The following is a 25,234-nucleotide window of genomic DNA, read 5'->3' as shown; positions in this document are numbered from 1 at the left end:
TAGCGTGGACCCGCGGGTCATCGAGCCGCACCGAAATCGTTTCATCGCAAGGGAGATTCGACATGGCCACACCGGAGGAACTGCGCTCAGTCGTGGAGAGCTACGTGCGTCTGATCGCGGAAGGTTCGGGTACCGAGCGGGCCGCCCTGTTCGCGGACGACGCCGTCGTCGAGGATCCCGTCGGCAGCGAGCCGAAGGTGGGTCGCGCCGCGCTCGTGGAGTTCTTCGATCGTGGTGCCGCGATGGAGAACACCGCCGAACTGCTCGCCGTCCGGGTCGCGGGCGGCGAAGCAGTGGCCCACTTCAGTGTGGTGTCGAAGGCGGGCGGGACCACCTACACGTCCGCTCCGATCGACACCTTCCGCTTCAACGACGCCGGCGAGATCGTCGAACTGCGCGCCTACTGGGCGCCGGAGGACATGACCGTCTCGTAGGCGCTTCGCGCCTGTGAGTACTTGTGGTTGCCAGGGCCACCACAAGTACTCACAGGCGCCGCAGGCGCTAGCTCAGCAGCTGGGCGCAGCGAAGCAGCCCGATGTGGCTGTACGCCTGCGGGTGGTTGCCCAGGGAGCGTTCGGCGACCGGGTCGTACTCCTCGGCGAGCAGCCCGGTGGGCCCCGCCGCGGCGACCAGCTGCGCGAACAGCGCCTCCGCGTCGGCTCGCTGCCCGATCAGCAGGTACGCCTCGACGAGCCAGGCCGCGCACAGGTGGAAGCCCCCCTCGCCGCCCGGCAGGCCGTCGTCGTGGTGGTACCGGTACACGGTCGACCCGCTGCGCAGTTCGGCCTCGGTCGCGATGACAGTGGCCGCGAACCTCGGGTCGGACGGGTCGATCAGGCCGGACAGGCCGATGTGCAGGGTGGCCGCGTCGAGGTCGGTGCCGTCGTAGGCGGCGGTGTACGAGTTCGCGCGGTCGCTCCAGCCGCGATCCGTGACCTCGTCGGCGATCTCGTGCCGCAACGCCTCCCAGTCCACTCCCGCGGAGCGGCCGAAGTCCGTGGCCAGCTTCAGTGCGCGGTCGACCGTCACCCAGCACATGACCTTCGAGTACACGTGGTGGCGCGGGTTTCCGCGGATCTCCCAGATGCCGTTGTCGGGCTCGGCCCACCGGCGCTGCACGGCGGACACCATCGCCAGCACGAGGTCCCAGTCCCGGTCGGTCAGCGGTTCGGCGATCCCCTTCTTCTCGCGGGCCTGTGCCAGGTCCGCGATCAGCTCCACGATCGGTCCGAACACGTCCAACTGGACCTGCGAGTTCGCGGCGTTGCCGACGCGGACGGGGCGCGAGCCCCCGTATCCGGGCAGCGAGTCGATCACGGCCTCGGGTGGCAGATTGGTGCCGTGGATCGTGTAGAGCGGGTGCAGTCGTTCGGGGCCGGGGATGCTCTCGAGGACCCGGTGCACCCACTCGAGGAGCCCCTCGGCCTCGCCGAGCGAGCCGAGTGTCACCAGGGCGGACGCGGTCATCGACGCGTCCCGTAGCCAGCAGTAGCGGTAGTCCCAGTTGCGGACGCCGCCGAGTTCCTCCGGGAGCGAGGTGGTGGCCGCGGCGAGGATCGCACCGGAGTCGGTGTGCACGAGCCCGCGCAGTGTCAGCGCCGACCGCTTCATCAGTCCACGCTTGCGGGACGGCAGTTCCAGATCGTCCGCCCAGTCCCGCCAGTACGACTCCGCCTGCGCGCGGCGGTCCGGTTCCGGTACGGGTGACGGGCTCAGATCTGTGGTGCCGCAACGTAGTTCGAGAACGATCGGCCCGTTCGAGGGGTCGACGACCGCGTGCGCGGTCTGCTGGACGCCGTCGCTGACGATCTCCCATTCGACGCCCGGCGAGCGCAGCACGAGCGGATCGTTGATGCCGTACACCCGCAGGCCGTTCTCCTCCGGCTCCAGGTGCACCTGCACCTGGCCGAACTCAGGACGCGGTGCGAACGTCACCACGGCCTTCGCCCGGCCGGTGATCACCCGGGTCAGCTCGGTCCGTCCGGCCGGGACGTCGTGCGGCAGGTAGTCGGTGACCTGCAGGCTCGCCCAGCGCGTCTCCACCGTCATGGTGCCGTCGACGTAGCTCTGGCTCAGCGGCAGTCCGGCCCGGTACGGCTCGACGGTGAAGTGTCCGGCCCCGACCCCGCCGAGCAGGTGCGCGAACACCGCCGCCGAGTCCGGTTCGGGGTGACACAGCCAGGTCACTCCGGCTTCCGGGGTGAGCAGCGCGACGGTGCGCGGACTGGCGAGCATCGTGAGCCGTTCGATCGGCGGCGCGCTCTCACCGTTCAGCCAGGTGCGGCGTTCCTCGAGCAGGAAGGCCAACGCCGCGCCCACGTCCTCGGTGCGGTCGATCCGGAACTCGGCGAGCGTGTCGCCCTCGCCGACCTTCACCCCCACGTCCGGTCCCTGCAGGCGCGCGAACGCCTTCTCGTCGGTGACGTCGTCGCCGAAGAACACCGTCGCGGAGGCGCCCTCCCGGTGCCGGAGGATGTCGAGGGCCTCACCCTTGTCGGTCGTGATGACCGCCAGTTCGATGACGGCCTTGCCCTCGGTGACCTGGACACCGTTCCACTTGGCAGCGCCCTGGCGGACCCGGGTGAGCGCGGCCTCGCCGACCGCGGGGCTCGCGTTGCGCACGTGCAGCGCGGCACTGGCCGGTTTCACTTCGACTGCGACCCCGGGGCTCTCGGCGGCGATGCCCTGCAACTCGGCGGTGAGTTCGCGGAGGAGGCGGCGGGCGTCGTCGCTGATCTCGTGCACGAACCCCACGTCGAACTCGGAGCCGTGGCTGCCGACGAGTTGCACCTCGACCGGCAACCGGGAGAGCACCGCCAGATCGCGCAGCGCGCGTCCGGATACGACGGCGGACGTGGTCCCCGGCAGGATCGCGAGTGCGCGCAGGGCGCGGACCGCGTCCGGATGGGGGAACGCCTTCGCCGGATCCGACACGATCGGCGCCATGGTGCCGTCGTAGTCGGAGGTCACGAGAAGTCGCGGCGTCCTCGCGATGGAGACGAGACGCCGTCGGAGCTCGACTGGTAGATCCTGCGCACTCACCGCGCAAAGTCTACTTACGAACTGTGCTTGAGCTTGTACCCACCGAGCAACAGTTCGACGGTCAGTTCCAGACGGTTGGCGACATCGGTGGCCGACGAGCGTCGCGTCAGCCACGCGACCAGGTTCGACAGCCACACGTCGGAGATGACGCGGGCGATCTGAAGCTGCTCCTCGGTCGGCGTGCCGTCGCTGATCGCGCGGGCGAACAGCGAGTCCATCAGCCGGCCGACCTGGTCCACCTCGGCCGCGGCGGACGCGTCGGCGAACATGAAGGCGCGGGTCATCGCTTCGGTGAGCAGCGGGTCGCGCTGCATCGCCCGGGTGATCTGGCCGAGGATCAGGTGCATCCGCTCGATCGGGCTGTCGCCGGGCGGCATCTTCTTGCGGGAGTCGATCTTCTCGAATTCGCGGCCCAGCGCCGAGACCAGCAGGTGCACCTTCGACGGGAAGTACCGGTACAGGGTGCCGACCGCGACGTCGGCGCGCTCGGCGACCGCCCGCATCTGCACGGCCTCGTATCCGCCCTTCGACGCGAGCGCGAGAGTCGCGTCGAGAATGCGCTTGCGACGTTCGCGCTGCGCGTTCGAGCTGAGGTCGTCGTCCGTCAGCGTGGAGACGGCGCCGTTCGCTCCGGCCTTGCCGGCGGAGCGGGTGCGGGGGGAGGAGGTCATCGACGAGCTTCCTTGAAATGTCTAATGGTTTTATGTGCGCTTCGGTTCCGGCCTTGACTGAGAGCCGACTAAGAGATTAGAACACGTTCTAGAGGGTTTTGTCAGCACTGAAAGGGTGGCCAGGCTTGTGAGTATTGCCACGACAGACGAGCAGCGTGCGGTCCAGGAATCGATCCAGTCCTGGGCCCGTTCGGCGAATCCGGTCGAGACGCTGCGCCAGGGTCCGACCGACTCGTGGCGGACGCACTGGGGCGCGCTCGCCGAACTCGGCCTGTTCATGGTCGCCCAGGCGGAGGAGGTCGGTGGCGCCGACGGTGAGGTCGTCGACCTCGCGGTGATGCTCGAGCAGTCCGCCGCGTCCCTCGCCGCCGGTCCGGTGCTCTCGACCGCGCTCGCCGCACTCGTCGTGGGCCGCAGCGGAGAGCCGGCCGCCAAGCAGTGGGGTCCGGAACTCGCCGAGGGCGCGCTGCCGGTCGGTGTCGTGCTGGACGGCGACGTGAGCGCTGCCGTCGACGCCGACGGCACCGTGGTGCTGACCGGGGCGGCCGGGTTCGCGCTCGGCGGCGCACCCGGGATCGGCGTGCTGGTGCCCGCCACCCGGGCCGGCGACACCACCTCGGGCGAAGCCTCGGGTGATGTTGTCTGGTGCCTGGTCGAGGCCGGTGCGCCCGGGCTGACGGTCGAAGCCGTCCAGAACGTCGACGTGAGCGTCCCGTTGGCGACGGTGACCTGTGCCGGGGTGCGGGTCTCGTCGGACCGCGTGCTCTCGGAGGTGCGTCCCGGGCTGGTGCGCGACCTCGCCGCGACGCTGGCTGCCGCCGAGGCCGCGGGCATCGCGGGCTGGTGCCTGACCACGGCCGTCGAGTACGCGAAGATCCGCGAGCAGTTCGGCAAGCCGATCGGCTCGTTCCAGGCGATCAAGCATCTGTGCGCGGAGATGCTGTGCCGCGTCGAGCAGATCCGCGCGGTCGCGTGGGACGCCGCGGTGGCCGCCGAGGCCGGTGACGAGCTGCCGATCGCGGCCGCCGTCGCGGCGTCCGTGGCGCTGGACGCCGCCGTGGACACCGCCAAGGACTGCATCCAGGTGCTCGGTGGCATCGGCTTCACGTGGGAGCACGACGCGCACTTCTACCTGCGACGGGTCGTCTCCCTGCGGCAGCTGCTCGGCGGCGGCGCCGCGTGGCGGGCGCGCGTGGCGGAGCTGACCCGCGCCGGTGCGCGCAGACACCTCACCGTCGACCTCGGCGACCTCGAGGCGCAGCGCGCCTCGGTGCGCGCCGAGATCGAGGCGATCGTCGCCCTGCCCGAGACCGACCGTCGCGCCGCCTTCGCCGAGTCCGGCTACCTCGCCCCGCACTGGCCCGCGCCGTACGGGAAGTCCGCGAAGGCGGCCGAACAGATCCTCATCGGTGAGGAGCTCGCCCGCGCGGAGCTCGAGACCCCGAACCTGGTGATCGGGTGGTGGGCGGTGCCGACCGTCCTCGAGCACGGCACCGCCGAGCAGATCGAGCGGTTCGCGATGCCGACCCTGCGCGGTGACCTGGTCTGGTGCCAGCTGTTCTCCGAGCCGGGCGCAGGCTCCGACCTGGCCTCCCTGCGCACGACCGCGGAGAAGGTCGACGGAGGCTGGGTCCTCAACGGCCAGAAGGTGTGGACTTCCCTTGCCCGCGAAGCGGATTGGGCGATCTGCCTGGCTCGCACCGACAAGGACGCACCGAAGCACAAGGGCATCACCTACTTCCTGGTCGACATGCGCAGTGCGGGGATCCGGATCTCGCCGCTGCGGGAGATCACCGGCGACGCCCTGTTCAACGAGGTGTTCCTCGACGGTGTCTTCGTGCCCGACGACTGCGTGGTCGGGCAGGTGAACGGCGGCTGGAGGCTGGCGCGCACCACCCTCGCCAACGAGCGCGTCGCGATGAGCGGCGGGTCCTCGCTCGGCAAGGCGATGGAGGAGCTCCTCGAGCTCGCAGGCCGTGGGGGCACGGATCCGGTCACCGAGGACCGGATCGGCTTTCTCGTCGGTGACGCGATGGTCGGCTCGCTGCTCGAGCACCGCACCACCCTGCGTCAGCTCGACGGCCAGGATCCCGGTCCGGCGTCGAGCGTGCGCAAGCTGGTCGGGGTGCGGCACCGGCAGGCGGTCGCCGAGTACGCGCTCGAGTGCGCGGGCGTCGGCGGCGCGGTCGAAGGGCCGCTGTCCCGGGAGTTCCTCAACACCCGGTGCCTGACGATCGCCGGAGGCACCGAGCAGATCCTGCTCACCGTCGCCGCCGAACAGCTGCTCGGGCTGCCGCGCGGCTAGCACTACTGGAGAGTGGGAACGCGGCGGGCTCGGCCGCGAACCCGGTGTTTCAATGCTGAGCAGTCACACGTGCACTGATTTCCACGTATTTCGATAGGACGGTTTCTCAGGTGGACTTCACTCTTGGCAGTGAACAGCAGGCGGTGGCCGAGGTGGCCTCTGCCGTGCTGCAGACGGCGGCGAGCGCAGAGACGCTCGCGGCCATGGATCGCAACGCCCCCGTGTGGGACGCCACCCTGTGGCAGCGTCTCGCCGACGAGGGGGTGCTCTCGTTGCCGCTGCCGTCCGCGCTCGGCGGCGACGACCTCGGCATCGCCGAGATCGGTGTGCTGCTCGGCCAGGTCGGCCGGCACGCGGCGCAGGTCCCGGTTCTCGAGACCCTCGGGTTCGGTGTGCTGCCGCTGCTCGCGCTCGGCGGTGACCCGCAGCGGTTCCTCGCCGGTGTGGCCGGCGGCGCGATCCTCACCGCGGCGCTGAGCGAGCCGGGCGCGCCGCTGCCTGCGACGCCGGCGACCACCGCGACCGCCGACGGCGACGGATACGTCGTGACCGGCCGCAAGGTGGGCGTGCGGTACGCCGAGCAGGCCGCCTTCGTGCTGGTGCCGACGTCGGCCGGGGTGGCCGTCGTGGCGCCCGACGCCGACGGCGTCACGCTCACCCGCACGTTCACCCCGTCCCTGGCGCCGGAATACACGATGGCGCTCGACGGCGTGCGCATCGACTCGGGAGCGTTGCTCACGGGTGCCCGGGTCGAGGAGCTGTACCGGATCGCGCTCGCCGCGGTCGCCGCACAGGCCGCGGGCCTGGGGACCGGGATGACCAACCTGGCCGCCAAGCACGTGAGCACCCGCGAGCAGTTCGGCAAGCCGATTGCCGCATTCCAGGCCGTCTCGCAGCAACTCGCCGACTCCTACGTCACCGCTCGCACGCTGGAGCTGGCCGCGACGTCGGCGTGCTGGCGACTCGCGGAGGGCCTCGACGCCACAGAGGACACCGCGGTGGCCGCCTACTGGCTGGCCGAGCAGCTGCCGGTGGCGATGCAGCAGTGCATCCACATGCACGGCGGTCTCGGCGCCGACGTGACCTACCCGGCGCATCTGTACTACGAGCAGACCAAGGACTTCGTCCGGCTCGTCGGCGGCCCGTCGTCCCGTCTGTCCATTCTCGGCGCCCTCGGCGCCCGCGACCTCGGTGTGGAGGCAGCATGCTCATCGATCTGACCCCCGAGCAGAAGAAGCTCCAGGCGGAACTGCGGAAGTATTTCGCCGACCTGATCTCGCCGGAGGAGGCCGAGATCATGCTCACCGACCGGCACGGCCCGGTCTACCACGAGGTCATCCGCCGCATGGGCCGCGACGGCTGGCTTGGTGTCGGCTGGCCGAAGGAGTTCGGCGGCAAGGGTTTCGGTGAGATCGAGCAGCAGATCTTCACCAACGAGGCTGTCCGCGCGGACGTGCCGCTGCCGTCGGTGACGCTGCAGACCGTCGGCCCGACCCTGCAGGTGTACGGCACCGAGGAGCAGAAGCAGAAGTTCCTGCCCGGCATCCTCACCGGCGAGGTGCATTTCGCGATCGGGTACACCGAACCCGAGGCGGGCACCGACCTGGCGTCGCTGCGCACCACCGCGGTCCGCGACGGTGATCACTACATCGTCAACGGCCAGAAGTACTTCACCACCGGTGGACACGCCGCCGATTACATCTGGCTGGCCTGCCGCACCGGTACCACCGAGGACCGCCACCGCGGCATCTCGATCCTCATCGTCGACACCACGGATCCGGGCTTCTCGTCGACCCCGGTCATCACCGCGGACGGCGCACACCACGTCAACGCCACTTACTACGAGAACGTGCGCGTGCCGGCCTCGATGCTCGTCGGGGAGGAGAACAAGGGCTGGAAGCTGATCACGACCCAGCTCAACCACGAGCGTGTCATGCTCGGCCCGTCCGGCCGGGTCGGCGGGCTGTACGACCAGATCAGCGAGTGGGCGAAGCGTCCGGGCCCGGACGGGCAGCCGCTCGTCACGCAGCCCGACGTGCAGCGTGCGCTCGGTGAGATCCGCGCGATCTACCGGCTCAACGAACTGCTCAACTGGCAGGTCGCGTCGGCGGAGGGCGCCGTCGACATGGCCGACGCCTCGGCGACGAAGGTGTTCGCCACCGAGCAGATCCAGCGTATGGGTCGCCTGGCCGAGGAGGTCGTGGGCCGCTGGGGCGACCTGGCAGACCCCGAGACCGGGCACCTGCTGAGGTGGCTGGACGCGCAGACCAAGCGCAACCTCACCATCACCTTCGGCGGCGGCGTCAACGAGGTCATGCGTGACCTCATCTCCACCGCCGGTCTGGGTCTGCCGAAGGTGGCACGCCGATGAGCGAGCAGGACATTCTCGCTGCGGCGCAGCGGGTTCGGGACGGCGGCGCCAGCAAGCCGCGCAAGGGCCGTGATCCGATCAACATGCCGATGATCCGCAACTGGGTCGAGGCGATCGGCGACGAGAACCCCATCTACGTCGACGAGGACGCGGCGATCGCCGCCGGTCACGGCGGCCTCGTGGCACCGCCCGCGATGGCACAGGTGTGGACGATGCGCGGTCTCGGTGCGGTGCGCGAGGAGGACGACCCGCTCGGCCGGATGACCGAGATCCTCGACGAGGCCGGGTACACCTCGGTGGTCGCCACCAACTGCGACCAGACCTACCACCGCTACCTGCGTCCCGGTGAGGAAGTGACCATCGAGTCGGTCCTCGAAGACGTTGTGGGACCGAAGAAGACCGGTTTGGGGGAGGGCTGGTTCTTCACCACCCGCAACTACTGGAAGGTCGGTGACGAGGTCGTCGCCGAGATGCTGTTCCGGATCCTGAAGTTCGCGCCGCCCGCGAAGACCGAGGCGGCGGAACCGGCTCGCACCGAGGCCACCTCGAGCCTGGGCGGGCCGCTCGACGACCTCGACCCCACCCGGATGCTGCGTCCGTCGGTCTCGCGGGACACCGAGTTCTTCTGGGAGGGTGTGGCCGCCCACGAGTTGCGGATCCAGCAGCGGCAGGACGGGTCGTTGCAGCACCCGCCGGTGCCGGCGATCTGGAAGGACAAGTCCGAGCGGACCGACTACGTGGTCGCGTCCGGTCAGGGCACCGTGTTCAGTCACGTGGTGCACCACGCGCCGAAGGTGCCGGGTCGCTCGCTGCCGTTCGTGGTCGCGCTCGTCGAACTCGACGAGGGCGTGCGCATGCTCGGTGAGTTGCGCGGCATCGACCCGGCCGACGTGACCATCGGGCAGCGCGTCCAGGTGGAGTTCCTCGACCTGCCCGGCGACGACGAGACCGACCAGCAGCCGTGGACCCTGTACGCCTGGCGTCCAGTGAAGGAGTCGTGATGACCAGCACCCTCGACGTGTCGGTGGGGGAGAGCCTGCCGAGCCTGTCCATTCATGGCGACCCGACGTTCATCGTGTCGACGGCGTTGGCCACCAGGGACTTCCAGGACGTCCACCACGACCGTGACAAGGCGCAGCAGCGCGGGTCGAAGGACATCTTCGTCAACATCCTCACCGACACCGGCCTGGTGCAGCGGTACGTCACGGACTGGGCGGGCCCGCGCGCGGTGATCAAGTCGATCAAGCTGCGTCTCGGTGTGCCGTGGTACGCGTACGACACCCTGACCCTGACCGGCTCGGTCGCCTCCGTCGAGGACGGCCTGGTCACCCTCGACATCGTCGGCAAGGACAGCCTCGGTGACCACATCAAGTCCACGGTCACCCTCGTGATGGATGGAGCAGCCCAGTGAGCGAGCTGTCCGGCAAGGCCGCGATCGTCGGCATCGGCGCCACCGACTTCTCCAAGGATTCCGGTCGCAGCGAACTGCGTCTGGCCGCGGAAGCGGTGCAGGCCGCCCTCGACGACGCGGGCCTGAAGCCGTCGGACGTGGACGGGCTGACGTCGTTCACGATGGACACCAACACCGAAGTGGCCGTGGCCCGTTCGGTGGGCATCCCGAACCTGAAGTTCTTCTCCCGCATCCACTACGGGGGCGGCGCGGCCTGCGCGACCATCCAGCAGGCGGCGATGGCCGTGGCCACCGGCGTCGCGGACGTCGTGGTCGCCTACCGCGCGTTCAACGAGCGGTCGGGAATGCGCTTCGGCCAGGTCAATTCGGCTCTGGTGCAGCAGGTGAACTCGTCGGGCACCGACAACGCCTTCTCGTACCCGCACGGCCTGAGCACCCCGGCGTCGTTCGTGGCGATGATCGCGCAGCGCTACATGCACGTCTACGGGGCGACCAGTGCCGACTTCGGCCGGGTGGCGGTCGCCGACCGCAAGCACGCGGCGACCAACCCGAACGCGTTCTTCTACGGCAAGCCGATCACCATCGAGGACCACCAGAACTCGCGGTACATCGCGGAGCCGCTGCACCTGCTGGACTGCTGTCAGGAGACCGACGGCGGCATCGCGATCGTGGTGACGTCTCCGGAGCGGGCGAAGGATCTGCCGAACACGCCGGCGATCATCGCCGCCGCCGCGCAGGGCAGCGGCGCTGACCAGTACATCATGACCAGCTACTACCGGGACGGCCTGAGCGGTCTGCCGGAAATGGGTCTGGTGGGCGACCAGTTGTGGGCCCAGTCGGGGCTGCGGCCGCAGGACATGCAGACGGCGGTGCTGTACGACCACTTCACCCCGTACGTGCTGATGCAGCTCGAGGAGCTCGGGTTCTGCGGTCGCGGCGAGGCGAAGGAGTTCATCGCCGACGGCGCCATCGAACTCGGCGGGCGGCTGCCGCTCAACACGCACGGCGGCCAGCTCGGCGAGGGCTACATCCACGGCATGAACGGCATCGCCGAGGGCGTGCGCCAGATCCGCGGCACGTCGGTCAACCAGGTGCCGGACGTGCAGAACGTGCTCGTCACCGCCGGCACCGGCGTCCCGACGTCGGGCCTGGTGCTCACGGCCTGACCCTCCAGCATCGAAAACGGGTGGCTCCCGGCGCAGTCCCTTGTGGGGAGTGCGGGAGCCACCCGTTTCTCGTTCTCGGCGGCTAGCGGCCCAGAACCAGCTCGGCCGCCGAGGCGAGGGGCACGATCGGGTACATCGGTGCCTCGTCTTCCGGGAACAGGGCGGTGGGCCCGTAGATCCAGTCGGTGTAGGTGTAGTCGTGCGTGTCGCGGTCCCGCAGCAGCAGGTTCCGCTGCTCACGCGGCACGCCGTCGAGATGCCACAGCTCACCCCACGCGCGTGCGGTGGTGAGCACGCGGCGGCAGTGCTCGGGCCGAACCGCGTTGTACGAGGCCAGGGTTGCGTCCCAGTCGACCGCGGCACCGGGGTCGGTGTCCCGCAGCCGGGCGACGTGCTCGGCGAGCACCCAGCCGTCCTCGATGGCCATGATCGCGCCCTGGGCCATGTACTGCAGTGGCGGGTGTGCCGCGTCGCCGAGCAGCGCGATCCGGCCGTGCACCCAGTTCGAGATCGGGTCCCGGTCGAACATCCGCCACCACTTGTCCCGCCACATGAACGGGATGCCCTCGCGGACCTCCGGGCAGGCCGCGGTGAACGCGGCGTCGAGCTCGTCGGGGGTGCCCCAGTCGTCCTCTCCGGCCAGTGCCTTGGGCGACTCGAAAACGGCGACCTGGTTGAGCATTTCGCCGCCCCGTAGTCCGTAGTGCACGAAGTGGTGCCGGGGGCCGACGTAGACGACGACCTCGGACAGGTCCACCGGCCGGTCGCCCAGGTCCGCGACAGGGACCGTGCCGCGGTACGCGACGTACGCGGACGAGACCGGCTCGTCCTCGACCAGCAGCTTGCGGGCGACGGAGTGCAGGCCGTCGGCCGCGATCACCAGGCCGGCCTCGTGTACGTCCCCGTTCGCGAGGCGGACGAGCGCTCCGGTTGCGGTGTTCTCGTAGGCGACGGCCTTCGCGTCGGTGATCAGCTCGACCCCGGCGCGTTCGCAGGCCCGCAGGAACATTCCGTGCAGGTCGCTCCGGTGGATGACCAGATACGGGAACCCGTAACGCCTTTCGAGGTCGACCAGGTCCAGCCGGGTCAGCTCCGTCGCGTCGACGGCGTCGCGCATGACCATCGCCTCGGGAACGACGCCGAGGCTCTTGGCTTCGTCGAGCAGCCCGTACTCGTCGAGGATGCGGGTGCAGTTCGGTGCGATCTGCAGACCGGCACCGACCTCGCCGAAGGCCGCTGCCCGCTCCAGTACCCGGACGGTCAGGCCCTTCCGGGTCAGCGCGAACGCCGCGCTGAGACCGCCGATGCCGCCGCCGACGACGATGACGTCGGGTGTGTTCATGGTGTCTCCGTTCACAGCCATGCCGGCAGCGCCGGCGCGGGGGATCCGTCGGTGGTCGACAGGTCGGCGGCGCGGCCGCTGAGGTAGGCGATCAGGTCGGCCAGGGGTGCGGCGACCGTGACCGCCGCGTCGGTGCCCGGCAGGTCCCAGGCGATGTCGGCGTCGGTCGCCTCGAGCCGCAGTGCGACGGCGGGTGCGGCGCTGCGCTTGGCGACGATGTCGTCGCCGAGCGCAGCCAGGAAGTCGGCCGGCAGGTCGGCGAACGTGGTGCCGGTGCCGAGATCGACCGCGTGCACGCAGACCTCGCGCGTGCGCAGCCACGGGATCTCGGTGGCCGGGACGGTGCGCCCCTGGGCGGTGACGATCGGCCGGCTCCACTGCTCGTCGGTGAGCCGGTCCATCTCCGCCTCTAGCTTCTCCGCCGAGGCCGGTGCCCAGGACAGCAGTTCGGCCGCCGGTCGCCGGGCACCCTCCTCGATCCCCTGCGCGCGGGCGTCGGGGGAGGCATACATCGGGGTGGTGATCCCGCTCTCGGCCCAGTGCACGAGGTTGCCGAGGGCCTCGGCGTTCGCGGCGACGTGGGCGACGAGGTGGCGGCGGCTCCAACCCGGCAGCCCGGACGGCGCGGCCAGACCGGCCTCGTCGAGGCCCGCGACGCCGGCGAGGTACAGCGCGGTGCCCTGCTGCATCCAGCGGCGGGTGTCGGCGAACGCGCGGGTCATTCCTTGATCACCTTGTTGGTGCACGCACCGAGCCCCTCGACGGAGGTCACGACGGTCTCGCCGCCGAGCAGGTACACCTTCGGGTCGCGGGCGTGCCCGACGCCGGCGGGAGTGCCGGTCGCGATCAGGTCACCCGGGTTGAGCCGGATGACGGTCGAGACGTACTTGACCAGGGTGACCGGGTCGAACAGCAGTGTTCCGGTGTTGTCGCGCTGCATGACCTGGCCGTCGACCGTCGTGGTGACCTCGAGGGCCGGGCGGACGCCGCCGACCTCGTCGGGTGTGACCAGGAACGGGCCGACCGGGGTCGAGGAGTCCCAGATCTTGCCCTGGGTCCATTCGATCGTGCGGAACTGCCAGTCGCGCACCGAGATGTCGTTCATCACGGTGAAACCCGCGATCGCGGCCTCGGCCTCGGCGTCGTTCGCCCGGCGGACCTGCTTGCCGATGACGACGACGAGCTCGACCTCCCAGTCGAGGGCGTCGGTCTCGGCGGGCTTGACGACGTCGTCGTTGGCGCCGATCAGCGTGTCGGCGAACTTCGGGAACAGCGTCGGGTAGGAGGGCAGCTCGCGGCCCATCTCCTTGATGTGGTTGGTGTAGTTGTGCCCGACGCACACCACCTTCGACGGCTGCGGGACCACCGGCGCGAAGTCGGCGCCCTCGAGCGGGTAGGTGGCGGCACCTTCGGCAGAGGTAGCGGCGGCCCGTTCCCGCCAGTCGTCGCGGGCCAGGAAGACACCCAGATCGGCATCGCCCAGATCGACAAGCAGGTCGCCCTCGAGCTTGACTGCGCGGGTCGAGCCGCCGGTGCGAATTGTGCTGAGCCTCATCGGGAAATCTCCATTCGGTTGAGCGCGAGTGCTTCGAAGACGGGGGCGTCGCCGAAGCGGAACAGGTCGAGGGCGCCGGAATCGGAGTCGGTGCCGCCGGCTTCGGATCGGACCGAGAAGGCGGTCCAGGACGGTACGACGAACAGGTCGCCGCGGGTGACGGTCCAGCTGTTGTCGCCGACGGTGACCGTGCCCGAGCCGTCGAAGACCTGGTAGACGCTCGACCCGGTTTCCCGCACCGGGGCGGTCTCGGCGCCCCGCACGACGCGGTGGAACTCGGTGCGCATCGTCGGCAGGACGTCGCCTCCGGTGTGCGGATTGGTGTAGCGGACCGCGGCGTGGCCGGGTTCGACGGTGCCGCCGTGGCCCTCGGCCTCGATCGCCAGCTGGTCGGTGAGCGCACGGTCGGTGTGCTCCCACTTGTAGGACAGCAGTGGGGTGCCCGGTGCGACCGGGGTCGCACTCAGCGGGCGCAGCCCGGGGTGACCCCACAGCCGTTCGGAGCGGGACCGCTCGGGGGTGATCCGCTCCGCGTCGGTGATCTCGTCGCGGCCGAACTCGAAGAACTGTCCCTCCGTCAGGTACTGGAACGGGATGTCGAGTCCGTCGATCCAGGCCATCGGCCTGTCGGTGGCGTTGTGGTGCGCGTGCCAGTTCCAGCCCGCCTGCGGCAGGAAGTCGCCGCGGTTCATCGGGACGGCGTCCCCGCCGACGACCGTCCACACCCCGGAGCCCTCGACGACGAAGCGGAACGCGTGCTGGGTGTGCCGGTGCTCGGGGGCGTCCTCGCCCGGCATGAGGTACTGGATGGCCGCCCACAGGGTGGGGGTGGCGAAGGGGCGTCCGCCGAGGGACGGATTGGCCAGCGCGATCGCGCGTCGCTCGCCGCCCCGACCGACCGGGACGATCTCGCCTGCCCGCTCGGCGAGCCGGACCAGGTTCTCCCACTTCCACAGGTGCGGCACGGCACGCGAGCGTGGGTGGGCGGGCATCAGGTCGCCGATCTCGGTCCACAGCGGCACCAGCAGTTCGGACTCGAAGCCGCGGTAGAGCTCCTCGAGCGCCGGGGTCACCTCCGGCTGGCCCGGGGCCTCGACGGCCCGGAGCCGGACGGGGTTGTCGGTCGAAGTCATGCCTCCAGGGTGAGGCTGTTTCTCATCACAGAATAATTGATTCTGCTATACAGAATTCTATGCAGAACCCGCAGAAGACCCCGCCCGCCTACGCGATCGCGAGCGTGGACCACGCCCTGCGGTTGGCGACGATCCTGCAGTTGGAGGGGGACCTGACCGTCGCGGAGGCGGCCGAGCGGCTCGGGGTCGCCCGGTCCACCGCGCACCGGCTGCTGCAGATGCTCGTCTTCCGGGACTTCGCGGTGCAACGGCCCGGACGGCAGTACGGCGCCGGGCCGGTCCTGGAGTTGGCCGAGCACTCCCGTTCGGCCACCTCCCTCCTGCGATCGGCGGCCCTGCCGCACATGGAACGCCTGGTGCAGGCGTTGGGGGAGTCGGCCAACCTGACCATCCGCACCGGTGCGGAGGTCCGGTTCATCGCCTCGGTGGAGTCCGCGCAGGCGTTGCGGGTGGGTTCGCGAGAGGGCATGGTCTTTCCCGCGCACCGCACCTCGGGTGGACTGCTGCTGCTGGCCGACCTCGATCCAGGGGAACTGGGCGAGGTGGGTGTCGCACGGTACGACGAGGGCGAGGGGGACTCGCCGGACCTGGCCCGGCTGAGGGCCGAACTGACCCGAATCCGCAGGCAGGGCTTCGCGGTCAACCAGGGGCGCTCCGAACGCGGAGTGGTCGCGGTCGGCGTGCCGGTGCGCGATGCCTCCGGGAAAGTCGTTGCCGGACTGTCGGTCTCGATGCCCTCGGTCCGCTACGACCGTCAGCGGCTGCCGGCGCTCGTGGCCACCCTGCGCATGGCCGCGGACGGCATCGAGGCCGACCTGGCCCGCTGAGTCACGCCCGGAACCATGAACGAGGTGAATGCCGGTCCATGCAAACTATGAGTTGGATTAATGTGACTGCAGTCACTTCACTGGAGGCATGACCAGCAGCCCCCCGCCCACCTCCGACGTGGACCTCTTCGCCGACGACGTCCTCACCGATCCGTACCCGACGTTCGCGCAGCTCCGCGAGCTCGGCCCGGTCGTCCACCTGCCCGCCAACAACGTCCATGCCCTGACCCGCTACGACACGATCCGAGCCGCGCTCGGCGATCCCGCGACGTTCTCGTCCCGCACGATCGGCTTCAATCCGGCGGTGAACGAGGCGCTACAAGGCACTTCGCTCGCCTCGGATCCGCCGATCCACACCGAGTTGCGGGCGACCCTCACCGAGAACCTCTCCCCGCGGGCCCTGCGCGGACTCAAGGGGCAGATCGAGTCCAAGGCCGACGCTCTGGTCGCGAATCTGGTCGCGCAGGGTTCCTTCGAGGCGATCGACGCCCTCGCCCGCGCGTTTCCGCTGGAAGTGGTCGCCGACCTGATCGGCTTCACCGGCGAGGTCCGGGAGAACATGCTGCGCTGGGGACAGGCCGCGATGGAGGTCATCGGCCCGATGAACCAGCGCACCGCCGAGAACTTCCCGATCGCAGGGGAGCTCTACGCCTGGTGTGCCGGTGTCCGGGCCGAGGACCTGGCCCCGGGATCGGTGGGACGCGGCATCTTCGACGCCGAGGCCCGCGGCGCGATCCCGCCGAACACCGCCGGTCACATCATCCATCAGTACCTGGGCGCCGGTGTGGACACCACGATCTCCGCGATCGGCAACGTCGTCGCGCTGTTTGCCAAGCATCCCGATCAGTTCGAGCTCGTCCGCCGGGACCCCTCCCTGGTCTCGGCGGCCTTCAACGAGGTCCTTCGCTTCTGGGCGCCCGTCCACGCCTGGGGCAGGGAAGTCACCCGTGACGTCGAGATCGACGGCATCGAGGTGCCCGCCGGAACCCAGGTCGCGGTCCTGTTCGGCGCAGGCAACCGAGACCCGCGGCACTACGCGAACCCCGACGAGTTCCTCGTCGAACGCAACCCGGCCGACCACCTGTCCTTCGGGTACGGCCCGCACGGCTGCGCGGGACAGGGCCTGGCCCGGCTCGAAGCGCACGCGGTCATCGCGGCGCTCGCCGTCCACGCCAGGCGTCTCGTCTGCGCGGACCCGATCCGCTTGCCCAGCAACATCACCCGTTCCATCGACGAACTCGAGATCCTGGAGGTTGTTCCCGCATGAGAATCGTCCTCGACCGGCCCCGCTGTGAGGGCCACGGACTGTGTGAAGAAGCCGCTCCCGCCCTGATGCACCTCGACGACGACGGCGAACTGGTCATCGATGCCGGTGAGCTCACCGACGGCAGCCCCGAAGCCGCCGCCGCCGGCGCCGCCGTCCGGGTCTGCCCCGTCGCCGCACTCGAACTCGCCCTGACGGGACGGCAATGACCACCACCACCGGCACACCACGCCGCGTCCTGGTCGTCGGCAACGGCATCGCCGGCCAGACCGCGTGCGACAGCCTCCGCGCCAACGGATTCGACGGCGATCTGACCGTCGTCGGCGACGAACCGCGCGCGGCGTACTCGCGACCGGCACTGTCGAAGGCACTGCTCGTCGACGGCGGCTCTCACGAACTGGCGCCGCCCACCCACGGGGCCACCGAGATTCTCGGGGTCGCCGTGGTCGGGCTCGACCCCGACATCCGTCGCGTGAGGTTCGACGACGGCACCGAACTCGGCTACGACGGGCTCGTCATCGCGTCCGGTTCTCGCGCGCGGCGGCTCGACGGAGCCGACAGCCCCGAGCTGACGCTGCGCACTCTCGACGACGCGCTCGTGCTGCGCGAACGGCTCGCGCAGCAGCCGTCCGTCGTGGTCGTCGGCGCCGGTCCGCTCGGCATGGAGATCGCATCGGCGGCACTGTCGGCGGGCAGCCGGGTCACGCTCGTCGCGGACGGACCACCGATGCTGACCCATCTGGGCCGGTACCTGTCGGACACCTTGACCGCCGCGGCCCTCGACCGTGGTCTCACCGTCGTCACCGGTGTGGCCACTGGGATCGACGGGGGCTCCGTGCTTCTCGGTGACGGATCCCGGATCGGTGCGGACCTGATCGTGAGCGCCGTCGGCGACATCCCCAACACCGAGTGGCTGGGCGCGCTGTGTCCGGACGGTCGCCTCGTCACCGACACCCGCTGCCGTCTGCGCGCCGACATCGTCGCTGCCGGTGACGTCGCTGCCGTCCCGACGCGGTGGGGTGTGCGCCGGATCCCGTTGTGGAGCAGCGCGATCGACCAGGCGAAGGTCGCTGCGGCGGCACTGCTCACGGGCGACGACGCGCCCGAACTCGACCTGAACCCCTACTTCTGGACCGAACAGTTCGGGGTGAACCTCAAGGCGGTCGGACACCTGCCCGTGACCGGTGGTCCCGGTCTTCTCGTCGGCGAGAGCCCGTGCGGACCTTCGGTGATGCACTGGACGCACGACGACGGCGCGGGGGTCGCGGTGGCGGTCAACCACCGCATCCCGATTCCGAAGCTGCGCCGCTTGGCTCACAGCGGCGCAGCTGCCCTCGTGTGACCGATGGGGCATCGGCGAACGGGCGCGTACAGTCCGGGTTGATGAACGAATCCCGGGACCGCCCGAGTGATCTCGCTCTGGAGCGACTCGCGTCGGTCAACCTGAACCTGCTGGTGCCGATGCTCGCGCTGTTCGAGGAGGTGTCGGTCACCCGCGCCGCCGAGCGGGTCGGCATGTCGCAGCCGGCGATGAGTCACGCGCTGGGCCGGATGCGCCGGCTGATCGGTGACGACCTGGTCGTGCGGCAGGGGACCGGTCTGGTCCTGACTCCCCGCGCCCACGAGCTGGTCGCGCCGCTGCGCGAGGTGCTGCGGCAGGCCGCGCGCGTGGTGAACTTCGCCGGTTTCGACCCCGCGCGTGACCGTCGCACGATCACGGTGTCGACAACCAGCAGTATCGCGTTCGTGATCGGTCCGGCGCTGGCGCGCTTGATCGCCGAGCGGGCGCCGAACTCGACCCTGCGGCTGCGCACTTTCGTCGATCCGCAGCCGAGCGACTTCACCGACGACGGGGTCGACGTCGTCCTGCTGCCGACGGCGTTCGCCGCGCCCTATCCGCGTGAGCGGCTCTACGAGAATCGCTGGGTCGTGATCGCGCATCCCGACACCGATCCCGCCGCGACGGCGCTCGACCTGCTCACCACGCTGCCCCACGCGACCTACGACGCCCGGCATCGGGTGATGCCCTACGCCGCCCTGGACGCGCACGGTGTGCAGTACCGGATCGGGCAGCTGATCTCCGACTTCATGACGATCCCGCACCTGGTGGCGCAGGCCGGCGGCGTTGCGATCCACACCTACCGGGTGGCGGTGGCGACCCGGGAGGACCTGCGCATCGAAGAGTTCCCGCTGCCGATTCCGTCGCTGGACATCGACATGGTGTGGAACCCGCGCCTCGCCGACGACGAATTCGTCGGATGGTTGCGTCGAATCCTGGTCGAGGTCGCAGCCTTCGACGAGGTCTGACCGGACCTCGGGCCCCTGCTCGTACCGCGACGCGGAGGGTGCCCCGGTCCGCCCTCCCGTGTGTGAGGCCCGCCTCCCGCTTCGGCCACCCGCATTGGGTTGATGCTCTGTTCAAATACTTGACGCTCTGTTGTGCGATATGACAGATTGCTCACTCAGTTCGTGATGGGGGTCACAGAACGCTTCCGGCTGTCGGGTCGACGGCCAGGACATTCGACCAAGGAGCAATCGATGAGTGAGACGTCCGTGCGGCCGTCCGGATACCGGGCGACCCTCGTCGCCGCATGCCTCGCCGTCATGGTGGCGCAGGTGGCGTACTCGCTGCCCGGAGCGCTGAACGGCACGTTCCAGCAGCATTTCAACATCTCCGGCGCGGAACTGACCTGGATCAGCGCCGCCTTCGCGACGACGATGGTTGTCTTCGAGCTGACCTTCGGAGTCCTCGGCGACATGTTCGGGCGCAAGCGCCTGCTCCTCGGAGGGGCGCTGCTGATCGTCGCCGGCGCGGCGCTGTGCGTGCTCGCCGACATGGTGCAGGTGATGTGGGTGGGTCAGGCCGTGGCAGGCATCGGCGCCGGTGCCCTGTATCCGATTTCGCTGACGATGATCGCCGCCGTTGCACCCGACGCCCAGGCTCGCGCCCGGGCGATCGCGCTGTGGGCGGGCTTCTTGTCGCTCGGTGCGGCAGTCTCGCCGATGATGGCCGCGCTGATTGCCGAATATGCCAACTGGCGCTGGGCATTCGGTGTCGTGATCGCTGCGGCACTGCTCTCGTTCGTCGTCTCGACGGGTGCTCAGGACTCGTCCGCGCCGGAGGGGCGCCGGCTCGACGTGCCCGGGCAGCTCACCTTGGCCGTCGGTCTCGTCGCGGTGCTCTGGGCGCTGACCCAGGGGTCGGAGGTCGGATGGGGGGAGACCGCGATCGTGGCGGGCTTCCTCCTCGGCGTCGCCTGCCTGATCGCGTTCGTTGTCATCGAACTGCGGACCGAGGTTCCGCTGCTGCACCTGAACCTGTTCGCCAACAGGGCCTTTGCGATCTCGGGCATCACTGCCGTCGTCGGCATGTTCGCATTCCTCGGCACCTGCTTCTCGATGAGCATCTGGCTCGGAGCGGTCCAGCACGTGTCGCCGCTGAAGATCGGCGTCCTGTTCCTGGTCATCCAGGGTCCGGCGTTCCTGCTGGTGCCGGTCGTGTCCCGGCTGATCCACCGGGTCTCACCCCGGTGGGTGCTGACCGCGGGCTTCGGTCTGATCGCCGCCTCCGGATTCGTGTGCTCGCGTTTCGACGTCCACACGTCGGAGTGGACGGACTTCCTGCTCCCGATGCTGCTGCTCGGTGTCGGCTTCGCGTTCACGGTCGCCTCGATCACCGCGGTGGCCATCACCACGGTTCCCCTGCACCTGGCCGGTATGGCCAGTGCCACGACGAACCTCTTGCGCGACTTCGGTTTCGCGCTGGGGCCGGTCCTGGTCGCCGCGGTGGCCAACAGTGTCGCCGGCGGCAAGGTCCGCGACGGGCTCGATGCGGCCGTGGGCGAGTCCGGGCTCGGTGACGCTCATGCCGGCGCGGTCATGGGGATCGGCGACCAGGGCGGCGCGATGGCGCTCAACTCGATGCCGGTGATCCCGGTGCCGACCGATCCGACTCGGGCCCCCGGTCCCGACAACCCGATGGTGCGGATGCCGGCGGCGATCCACGATCTGGCGCTCACCTCGCTCGGCAGCGGCTACGCCCTGGCCTTCCTGGTGTGTGCCCTGTGCGCCGCGGCGTCCGCCGCGCTGACACTGTTCGGTCTGGTCGGCAGTCGCCCGGAATCCGCTGTCGCCGCCGATCCGGGCACGGATGCCGCGCACGAGGTCGCCGACGAGGTCGGGGACGTGCCCGTCCGCCGAGCGGTGCTCAGTTCGCCGCCTCGAGCAGGTAGCACCACGATTCGGTGATCTCGTCGAGGCAGATCTCGCGGGGGGTTCGCCAGCCGACGGAGAAGTAGCGGCGCGAGAGGTGTTCGAGCTGGCCGAAGGCGAGCACGCAGCGGATCCGACGACGATCGGGCGCCACACGATCCGCCCTGTTGAGTCCTTCGATCATCTCGCCGACGGCGTCCTCGAACCACTGCTCGGTCTTGGCCGCCACGGCCGGCTCGGTGAAGGCCTGGTAGGACGCGGTGAGGTAGGGCTTGATCTCGTCCCACTGGGAGAACTTGCGGTCCAGCCACGCGCGGATCTCGCTGCGCGAACCCGAGGCGACCAGCTCGGTCAGCGGCGGCTTGTCCGCGGCGGTGAGAATCCCGTCGACCTTGGTCAGCAATGCGCTCATCACGTCGGCCTTGGACGAGAAGTGCAGGTAGAAGGTGGTTCGGGTGGAGCCCGCCGCGGTGGCGATGTCGTCGATCGTCGTCGCCGCGTAGCCCTTGGTGTCGAACAGCTCGAGCCCCTTGGCGAGGAAGAGCTCGTAGGTCATCTGCTTCTGCGCGGCGCGAAGTGACATGGACCCAGATTCTAGCTTCAGTGCACTGACGTGGCATTTTGCAACTCCACACATCGCAATGAAATGTTACTTGACACTCTGTAATCCTAAATCTACCGTGAGTTGGACCACGTCGTGCCGGCACGACGCCGACGAAAGGAAGTGCCGATGATGGGCACCCAGACCTCCGCCGAGGGACGCACCGTCCGCACGGTCCTCGGCCCCGTTTCCGCCGCCGACCTGGGTGTCGTCTCGATTCACGAGGCGGTGCTGTCGGTGATGCCCGGCGCGGAGCACGCATTCGACATCACCTTCGACCGCGCCGAGATCTTCGAGACGTTGAAGGCGAAGCTCACCGACTTCCGGAACCACGGCGGCCGGACGATCGTCGACAGCACCGGCATGTTCCACGGCCGCGATGTGAAGCTGTACGAGGCGCTCTCCCGCTCGACCGGTGTGCACATCATCGCGTCGACGGGCATGGGTCCGGAGAACCTGCTCGGCGGCTATTTCCTGACGCCGCAGACCAATCCGCCGACGCCGTGGCCGGCGGAGAAGTTCGCCGACCTGTTCGCCAAGGAGGTCACCGAGGGCATGGTGGTGCCCCGGGTGGAGCGTCGCGGCGCCGCGGGCATCGTCGTCACCGCCGCGAACCACGACGGTATGACCGCCACCGAGGAGAGCCTGTTCCGCGGCGCCGCCCGCGCAGCGCGCAGCACCGGTGTCGCCGCGTCGATCCGCTACGGCTCCGACGCGACGGCCGACCTCGGGGTCGTCCTCGACGAGAAGCTGCCTGCCGACCGGGTCGTCGTCGGCGGCCTCGACCGCAAGGACGCGGTCGCCGCCGGCGCGCCGCTCGAGATCGCTCGCCTCGGCGCCTTCGTCGCGATCGACAACGTGGGGACCGAGGGCGACACCTTCGTCTCGGACGACGAGCGGGCAGCCGTGGTGCGCGAACTCGTAGAGGCCGGCCACGGCAACCGAATCCTGCTCTCGAGCAACGCGATCGGTGTCGCGAAGGGGCAGCCCGCGCGCGACGTTCCGTTCAGCCACGTCCTGTCGGCGTTCGTACCGCTCCTCGCGGCCCATGGCCTGAGCGACGAGGACGTCCAGCGCATCCTCGTGGCCAACCCGCGCGAGCTGCTGACGGTGCAGTCGACCCGCCCGGCACCACCCGTGCGCTGACACCGGACCTGACCACCGAAGTTTTCTTTCCCGAAGGGGAGTTGTTGTGTCGAGAGTGAACACCGTCCTGGGACCGATCCCGACCGAGGAGTTGGGCATCGTCGCCATCCACGAGCACATCGGGTACGGCATGCCCGGGTCCGAACTGGACACGAGGTGGTGGAAGACCCCGGAGGAGCGGTACTCCGAGACCGTCCCGAAGCTGCGCAAGTTCCACGAGTACGGCGGCGGGACCTTCGTCGACGTCACCGGCATCTGCAACGGTCGCGACATCGACTACTACAAGTCGTTGTCCGCCAAGACCGGGGTCCACATCGTCGCCTGCACGGGATTCGTCGGCGGCGACACCGCGCTGCCGTTCTTCGAGCGCGCGAGCGTGGAGTACCTGACGCAGCAGTTCGTTCACGAGATCACCGTCGGCATCGGGGACACCGGCAGCCGTGCCGGCGTCATCAAGGTCGGAGTCAGCCGCGGCGGCAAGATGACCGAACTGGACAAGCGCATCTACCGCGCCGCCGCCCGCGCCGCGCTGCACACCGGCGTGCCGATCCTCACCCACCTGGCGATCGACGCCGAGAACGCCATCGCCATCTTCACCGAGGAAGGCCTCCCGCTGGACCGCGTGCTGTTCGGGCACGCCGATGACGGCGTGAACGCGTCGCAGACCCGTGACCGCTGGATCGCCGAGCAGGGCGGCCGGGTCGGCTTCGACACCTTCGGCTACGAGACCGAACTCGAGGACCCGCCGTTCTGGGCCCGCCCCCGCAAGGAGCGCCTGGACCACTTCCTCGGGTTCCTCGAGGCGGGCCACCTGGACCGGGTGCTCGCCGGTGTCGATGCCAACTGCAGCCCCCTCGGCTGGCCGGGCGTCAAGGGCCACACCGTGAACTACCTGTTCGAGGACCTCATTCCCGACCTGCGCCGGGCCGGACTGGACGAGGCCACCATCACCAAGCTCTTCGTCGAGAACCCTGCCGACTTCCTCACCATCCAGGCCTGAGGCCACCCCGGATCTTCCGGCGCAACGACGCGCCCCTCCAGAGAGACAAAGACCATGCAGTCATCCGATCTGAAGAACCTGACCATCGCCATCATCGGCGCGGGATACGCCGGCGCAGCATCGGCCAAGGCGCTGAGCCTGCTCGGCGCCGACGTCACCGTGTACGAACAGGCCACCGAGATCCACGAGGTCGGAGCAGGCATCGGCCTGCGCCCGTCGAGCATGCAGCGCTTCCGCGAGTGGGGGATCTTCGACGCCATCGCGAAGGTCAGCTCGCCCAGCGACTACTTCGAGATCCTCACCGCCACAGGTGAACCCATCATGAAGGACAGTTGGCCCGGCATGGACGACTACGAGGTGAAGACCCACACCCACCTCATCCACCGCGGCGACTTCATCGACGCGCTCGTGGGCGTCCTCCCCGAGGGCATGGTCAAGCTCGGTCACAAGCTTGAGACCATCGAGGACCGCGGCGACAAGTCCGTCGTCACGTTCACCAACGGCACCACCGTCGAAGCCGACCTCGTCGTCGGCGCCGACGGCATCAAGTCCGTTGTGCGCAAGGAACTGTTCAGCGACCAGGGGCCTGTCTTCTCCGGCGAGCACGCCTACCGCGCCGTGATCGCCGCCGACGCGGCACAGGGCATGGCCACCGACGACAACCTGCGCATGTACATCGGCAAGGGCACCAAGGTGTATTTCCTGCCGCTGCGTCATCGCAACGATGTGTCCTTCGACGTCACCGCGCTCTGTGCGGACAGCACCTGGTCGCCGGAGGCCGCCAAGGAGAACCTCCTCGCCACGCTCGAGGGCTTCGACGAGCGGATCGTGCAGATCGCCCGCGACATCGACATGGACACCGTGAACCTGCGCGCCGTGTACGACATCGACCCGGTCGAGACGTGGCACTCGGACTCCGTCGTCCTCGTCGGCGACGCCGCCCACTCGATGCTGCACCACCAGGGGCAGGGCGCGAACTCCGCGATCCTCGACGCAGGCGCCCTCGCCGACGCCCTGCGCGACGAGGCGTCCGTCAAGGAGGCGCTCGCGGCCTACCAGGCCGCCCGCAAGCCGGTGACCGACGAACTCCAGCGCATCTCCCGCCAGGGCTGGACCGAGGACGAGGTCAACGACGTGTTCCCGGGCCAGAAGCCCGCCGCCCAGCAGCCCGCCGCGAAGTAAGGAGAG

General features: G+C 69.5%; 23 protein-coding genes. 16 read left to right on the top strand and 7 right to left on the bottom strand.

The window, feature by feature from the left end; all coding sequences use genetic code 11:
* The first annotated feature begins 62 nt into the window (after nt 1–62).
* Nucleotides 63–434 (top strand): nuclear transport factor 2 family protein, encoded by a 372-nt coding sequence (locus tag ACWDUM_RS05655; RefSeq protein ID WP_450112308.1) that lies wholly within the window; start codon nt 63–65, stop codon nt 432–434.
* Between the two features lie 67 nt (nt 435–501).
* On the opposite strand, the gene otsB is transcribed toward ACWDUM_RS05655, so the two are convergent.
* Nucleotides 502–3,042: a trehalose-phosphatase gene (otsB, locus tag ACWDUM_RS05650; protein ID WP_450133190.1), complete on the bottom strand. Its 2,541-nt coding sequence runs from the start codon at nt 3,040–3,042 to the stop codon at nt 502–504.
* Between the two features lie 14 nt (nt 3,043–3,056).
* Nucleotides 3,057–3,713, bottom strand: coding sequence for a cholesterol catabolism transcriptional regulator KstR (kstR, locus tag ACWDUM_RS05645; RefSeq protein ID WP_450112306.1), 657 nt, complete (start codon nt 3,711–3,713; stop codon nt 3,057–3,059).
* 127 nt (nt 3,714–3,840) lie between these two features.
* On the opposite strand from kstR, the gene ACWDUM_RS05640 reads away from it, so the two are divergent.
* From ACWDUM_RS05640 to ACWDUM_RS05615, 6 genes are all read left to right on the top strand, one after another.
* The gene (locus ACWDUM_RS05640) at nt 3,841–6,018 is read left to right on the top strand and encodes an acyl-CoA dehydrogenase (RefSeq protein WP_450133189.1); all 2,178 of its coding nucleotides are present in this window, start codon (nt 3,841–3,843) and stop codon (nt 6,016–6,018) included.
* A gap of 110 nt (nt 6,019–6,128) precedes the next feature.
* Nucleotides 6,129–7,238, top strand: a complete 1,110-nt coding sequence (locus ACWDUM_RS05635; protein WP_450112304.1) for an acyl-CoA dehydrogenase family protein — start codon at nt 6,129–6,131, stop codon at nt 7,236–7,238.
* A complete protein-coding gene (locus ACWDUM_RS05630; RefSeq protein WP_450133188.1) occupies nt 7,223–8,389 on the top strand; it encodes an acyl-CoA dehydrogenase family protein in 1,167 nt (388 codons plus the stop codon). The genes ACWDUM_RS05635 and ACWDUM_RS05630 overlap by 16 nt, the downstream gene beginning before the upstream one ends.
* Nucleotides 8,386–9,390: a bifunctional MaoC family dehydratase N-terminal/OB-fold nucleic acid binding domain-containing protein gene (locus tag ACWDUM_RS05625; RefSeq protein WP_450133187.1), complete on the top strand. Its 1,005-nt coding sequence runs from the start codon at nt 8,386–8,388 to the stop codon at nt 9,388–9,390. The genes ACWDUM_RS05630 and ACWDUM_RS05625 overlap by 4 nt, the downstream gene beginning before the upstream one ends.
* The gene (locus tag ACWDUM_RS05620; RefSeq protein ID WP_450133186.1) at nt 9,390–9,800 is read left to right on the top strand and encodes a MaoC family dehydratase; all 411 of its coding nucleotides are present in this window, start codon (nt 9,390–9,392) and stop codon (nt 9,798–9,800) included. The genes ACWDUM_RS05625 and ACWDUM_RS05620 overlap by 1 nt, the downstream gene beginning before the upstream one ends.
* The gene (locus ACWDUM_RS05615; RefSeq protein WP_450133185.1) at nt 9,797–10,966 is read left to right on the top strand and encodes a lipid-transfer protein; all 1,170 of its coding nucleotides are present in this window, start codon (nt 9,797–9,799) and stop codon (nt 10,964–10,966) included. Before ACWDUM_RS05620 ends, ACWDUM_RS05615 begins: the two co-directional genes overlap by 4 nt.
* Nucleotides 10,967–11,048: 82 nt before the next feature.
* Here the strand turns inward: ACWDUM_RS05615 and ACWDUM_RS05610 are convergent, their stop codons facing one another.
* From ACWDUM_RS05610 to ACWDUM_RS05595, 4 genes are read right to left on the bottom strand one after another with little or no spacing between them, the layout of a single operon-like run.
* Nucleotides 11,049–12,308, bottom strand: coding sequence for an FAD-dependent monooxygenase (locus ACWDUM_RS05610; RefSeq protein WP_450133184.1), 1,260 nt, complete (start codon nt 12,306–12,308; stop codon nt 11,049–11,051).
* Between the two features lie 11 nt (nt 12,309–12,319).
* Nucleotides 12,320–13,030 carry a maleylpyruvate isomerase family mycothiol-dependent enzyme gene (locus ACWDUM_RS05605; protein WP_450133183.1) on the bottom strand — a complete coding sequence of 237 codons (711 nt, stop codon included), beginning with the start codon at nt 13,028–13,030 and terminating at the stop codon, nt 12,320–12,322.
* A complete protein-coding gene (locus ACWDUM_RS05600; protein ID WP_450133182.1) occupies nt 13,027–13,863 on the bottom strand; it encodes a fumarylacetoacetate hydrolase family protein in 837 nt (278 codons plus the stop codon). The genes ACWDUM_RS05605 and ACWDUM_RS05600 overlap by 4 nt, the downstream gene beginning before the upstream one ends.
* Entirely contained in the window at nt 13,860–14,996 is a 1,137-nt protein-coding gene (locus tag ACWDUM_RS05595) for a cupin domain-containing protein (protein ID WP_450133181.1), read from the bottom strand. The genes ACWDUM_RS05600 and ACWDUM_RS05595 overlap by 4 nt, the downstream gene beginning before the upstream one ends.
* Before the next feature lie 59 nt (nt 14,997–15,055).
* Between ACWDUM_RS05595 and ACWDUM_RS05590 the strand changes: the two genes are divergently transcribed.
* From ACWDUM_RS05590 to ACWDUM_RS05565, 6 genes are all read left to right on the top strand, one after another.
* Nucleotides 15,056–15,823 carry an IclR family transcriptional regulator gene (locus tag ACWDUM_RS05590; protein WP_450133180.1) on the top strand — a complete coding sequence of 256 codons (768 nt, stop codon included), beginning with the start codon at nt 15,056–15,058 and terminating at the stop codon, nt 15,821–15,823.
* Nucleotides 15,824–15,911: 88 nt separating this feature from the next.
* Nucleotides 15,912–17,090, top strand: a complete 1,179-nt coding sequence (locus ACWDUM_RS05585) for a cytochrome P450 (RefSeq protein WP_450133179.1) — start codon at nt 15,912–15,914, stop codon at nt 17,088–17,090.
* On the top strand, nt 17,087–17,296 hold the full coding sequence (locus ACWDUM_RS05580) for a ferredoxin (protein WP_450133178.1): 210 nt from the start codon (nt 17,087–17,089) through the stop codon (nt 17,294–17,296). The genes ACWDUM_RS05585 and ACWDUM_RS05580 overlap by 4 nt, the downstream gene beginning before the upstream one ends.
* Entirely contained in the window at nt 17,293–18,429 is a 1,137-nt protein-coding gene (locus ACWDUM_RS05575; protein WP_450133177.1) for an NAD(P)/FAD-dependent oxidoreductase, read from the top strand. The genes ACWDUM_RS05580 and ACWDUM_RS05575 overlap by 4 nt, the downstream gene beginning before the upstream one ends.
* 41 nt (nt 18,430–18,470) lie before the next feature.
* Nucleotides 18,471–19,394 (top strand): LysR family transcriptional regulator, encoded by a 924-nt coding sequence (locus ACWDUM_RS05570; RefSeq protein ID WP_450112291.1) that lies wholly within the window; start codon nt 18,471–18,473, stop codon nt 19,392–19,394.
* Nucleotides 19,395–19,625: 231 nt separating this feature from the next.
* Entirely contained in the window at nt 19,626–21,335 is a 1,710-nt protein-coding gene (locus ACWDUM_RS05565; protein ID WP_450133176.1) for an MFS transporter, read from the top strand.
* Here the strand turns inward: ACWDUM_RS05565 and ACWDUM_RS05560 are convergent.
* Nucleotides 21,295–21,882, bottom strand: a complete 588-nt coding sequence (locus tag ACWDUM_RS05560) for a TetR/AcrR family transcriptional regulator (protein ID WP_450133175.1) — start codon at nt 21,880–21,882, stop codon at nt 21,295–21,297. The two genes, ACWDUM_RS05565 and ACWDUM_RS05560, sit on opposite strands and share 41 nt — an antisense overlap.
* A 147-nt stretch (nt 21,883–22,029) precedes the next feature.
* Between ACWDUM_RS05560 and ACWDUM_RS05555 the strand changes: the two genes are divergently transcribed.
* The 3 genes from ACWDUM_RS05555 to ACWDUM_RS05545 are packed head-to-tail and all read left to right on the top strand — an operon-like array spanning nt 22,030 to nt 25,228.
* Nucleotides 22,030–23,046 (top strand): phosphotriesterase family protein, encoded by a 1,017-nt coding sequence (locus ACWDUM_RS05555; RefSeq protein ID WP_450133174.1) that lies wholly within the window; start codon nt 22,030–22,032, stop codon nt 23,044–23,046.
* 46 nt (nt 23,047–23,092) lie between these two features.
* On the top strand, nt 23,093–24,046 hold the full coding sequence (locus ACWDUM_RS05550) for a phosphotriesterase family protein (protein WP_450112287.1): 954 nt from the start codon (nt 23,093–23,095) through the stop codon (nt 24,044–24,046).
* 54 nt (nt 24,047–24,100) lie between these two features.
* A complete protein-coding gene (locus tag ACWDUM_RS05545) occupies nt 24,101–25,228 on the top strand; it encodes an FAD-dependent oxidoreductase (protein ID WP_450133173.1) in 1,128 nt (375 codons plus the stop codon).
* The last annotated feature ends 6 nt before the right edge of the window (nt 25,229–25,234 follow it).

Source organism: Rhodococcus sp. NPDC003322 (genome assembly GCF_053589555.1).
The sequence above is the reverse complement of the archived record's forward strand: the minus strand, read 5'-3'. Positions and strand labels throughout refer to the sequence as shown.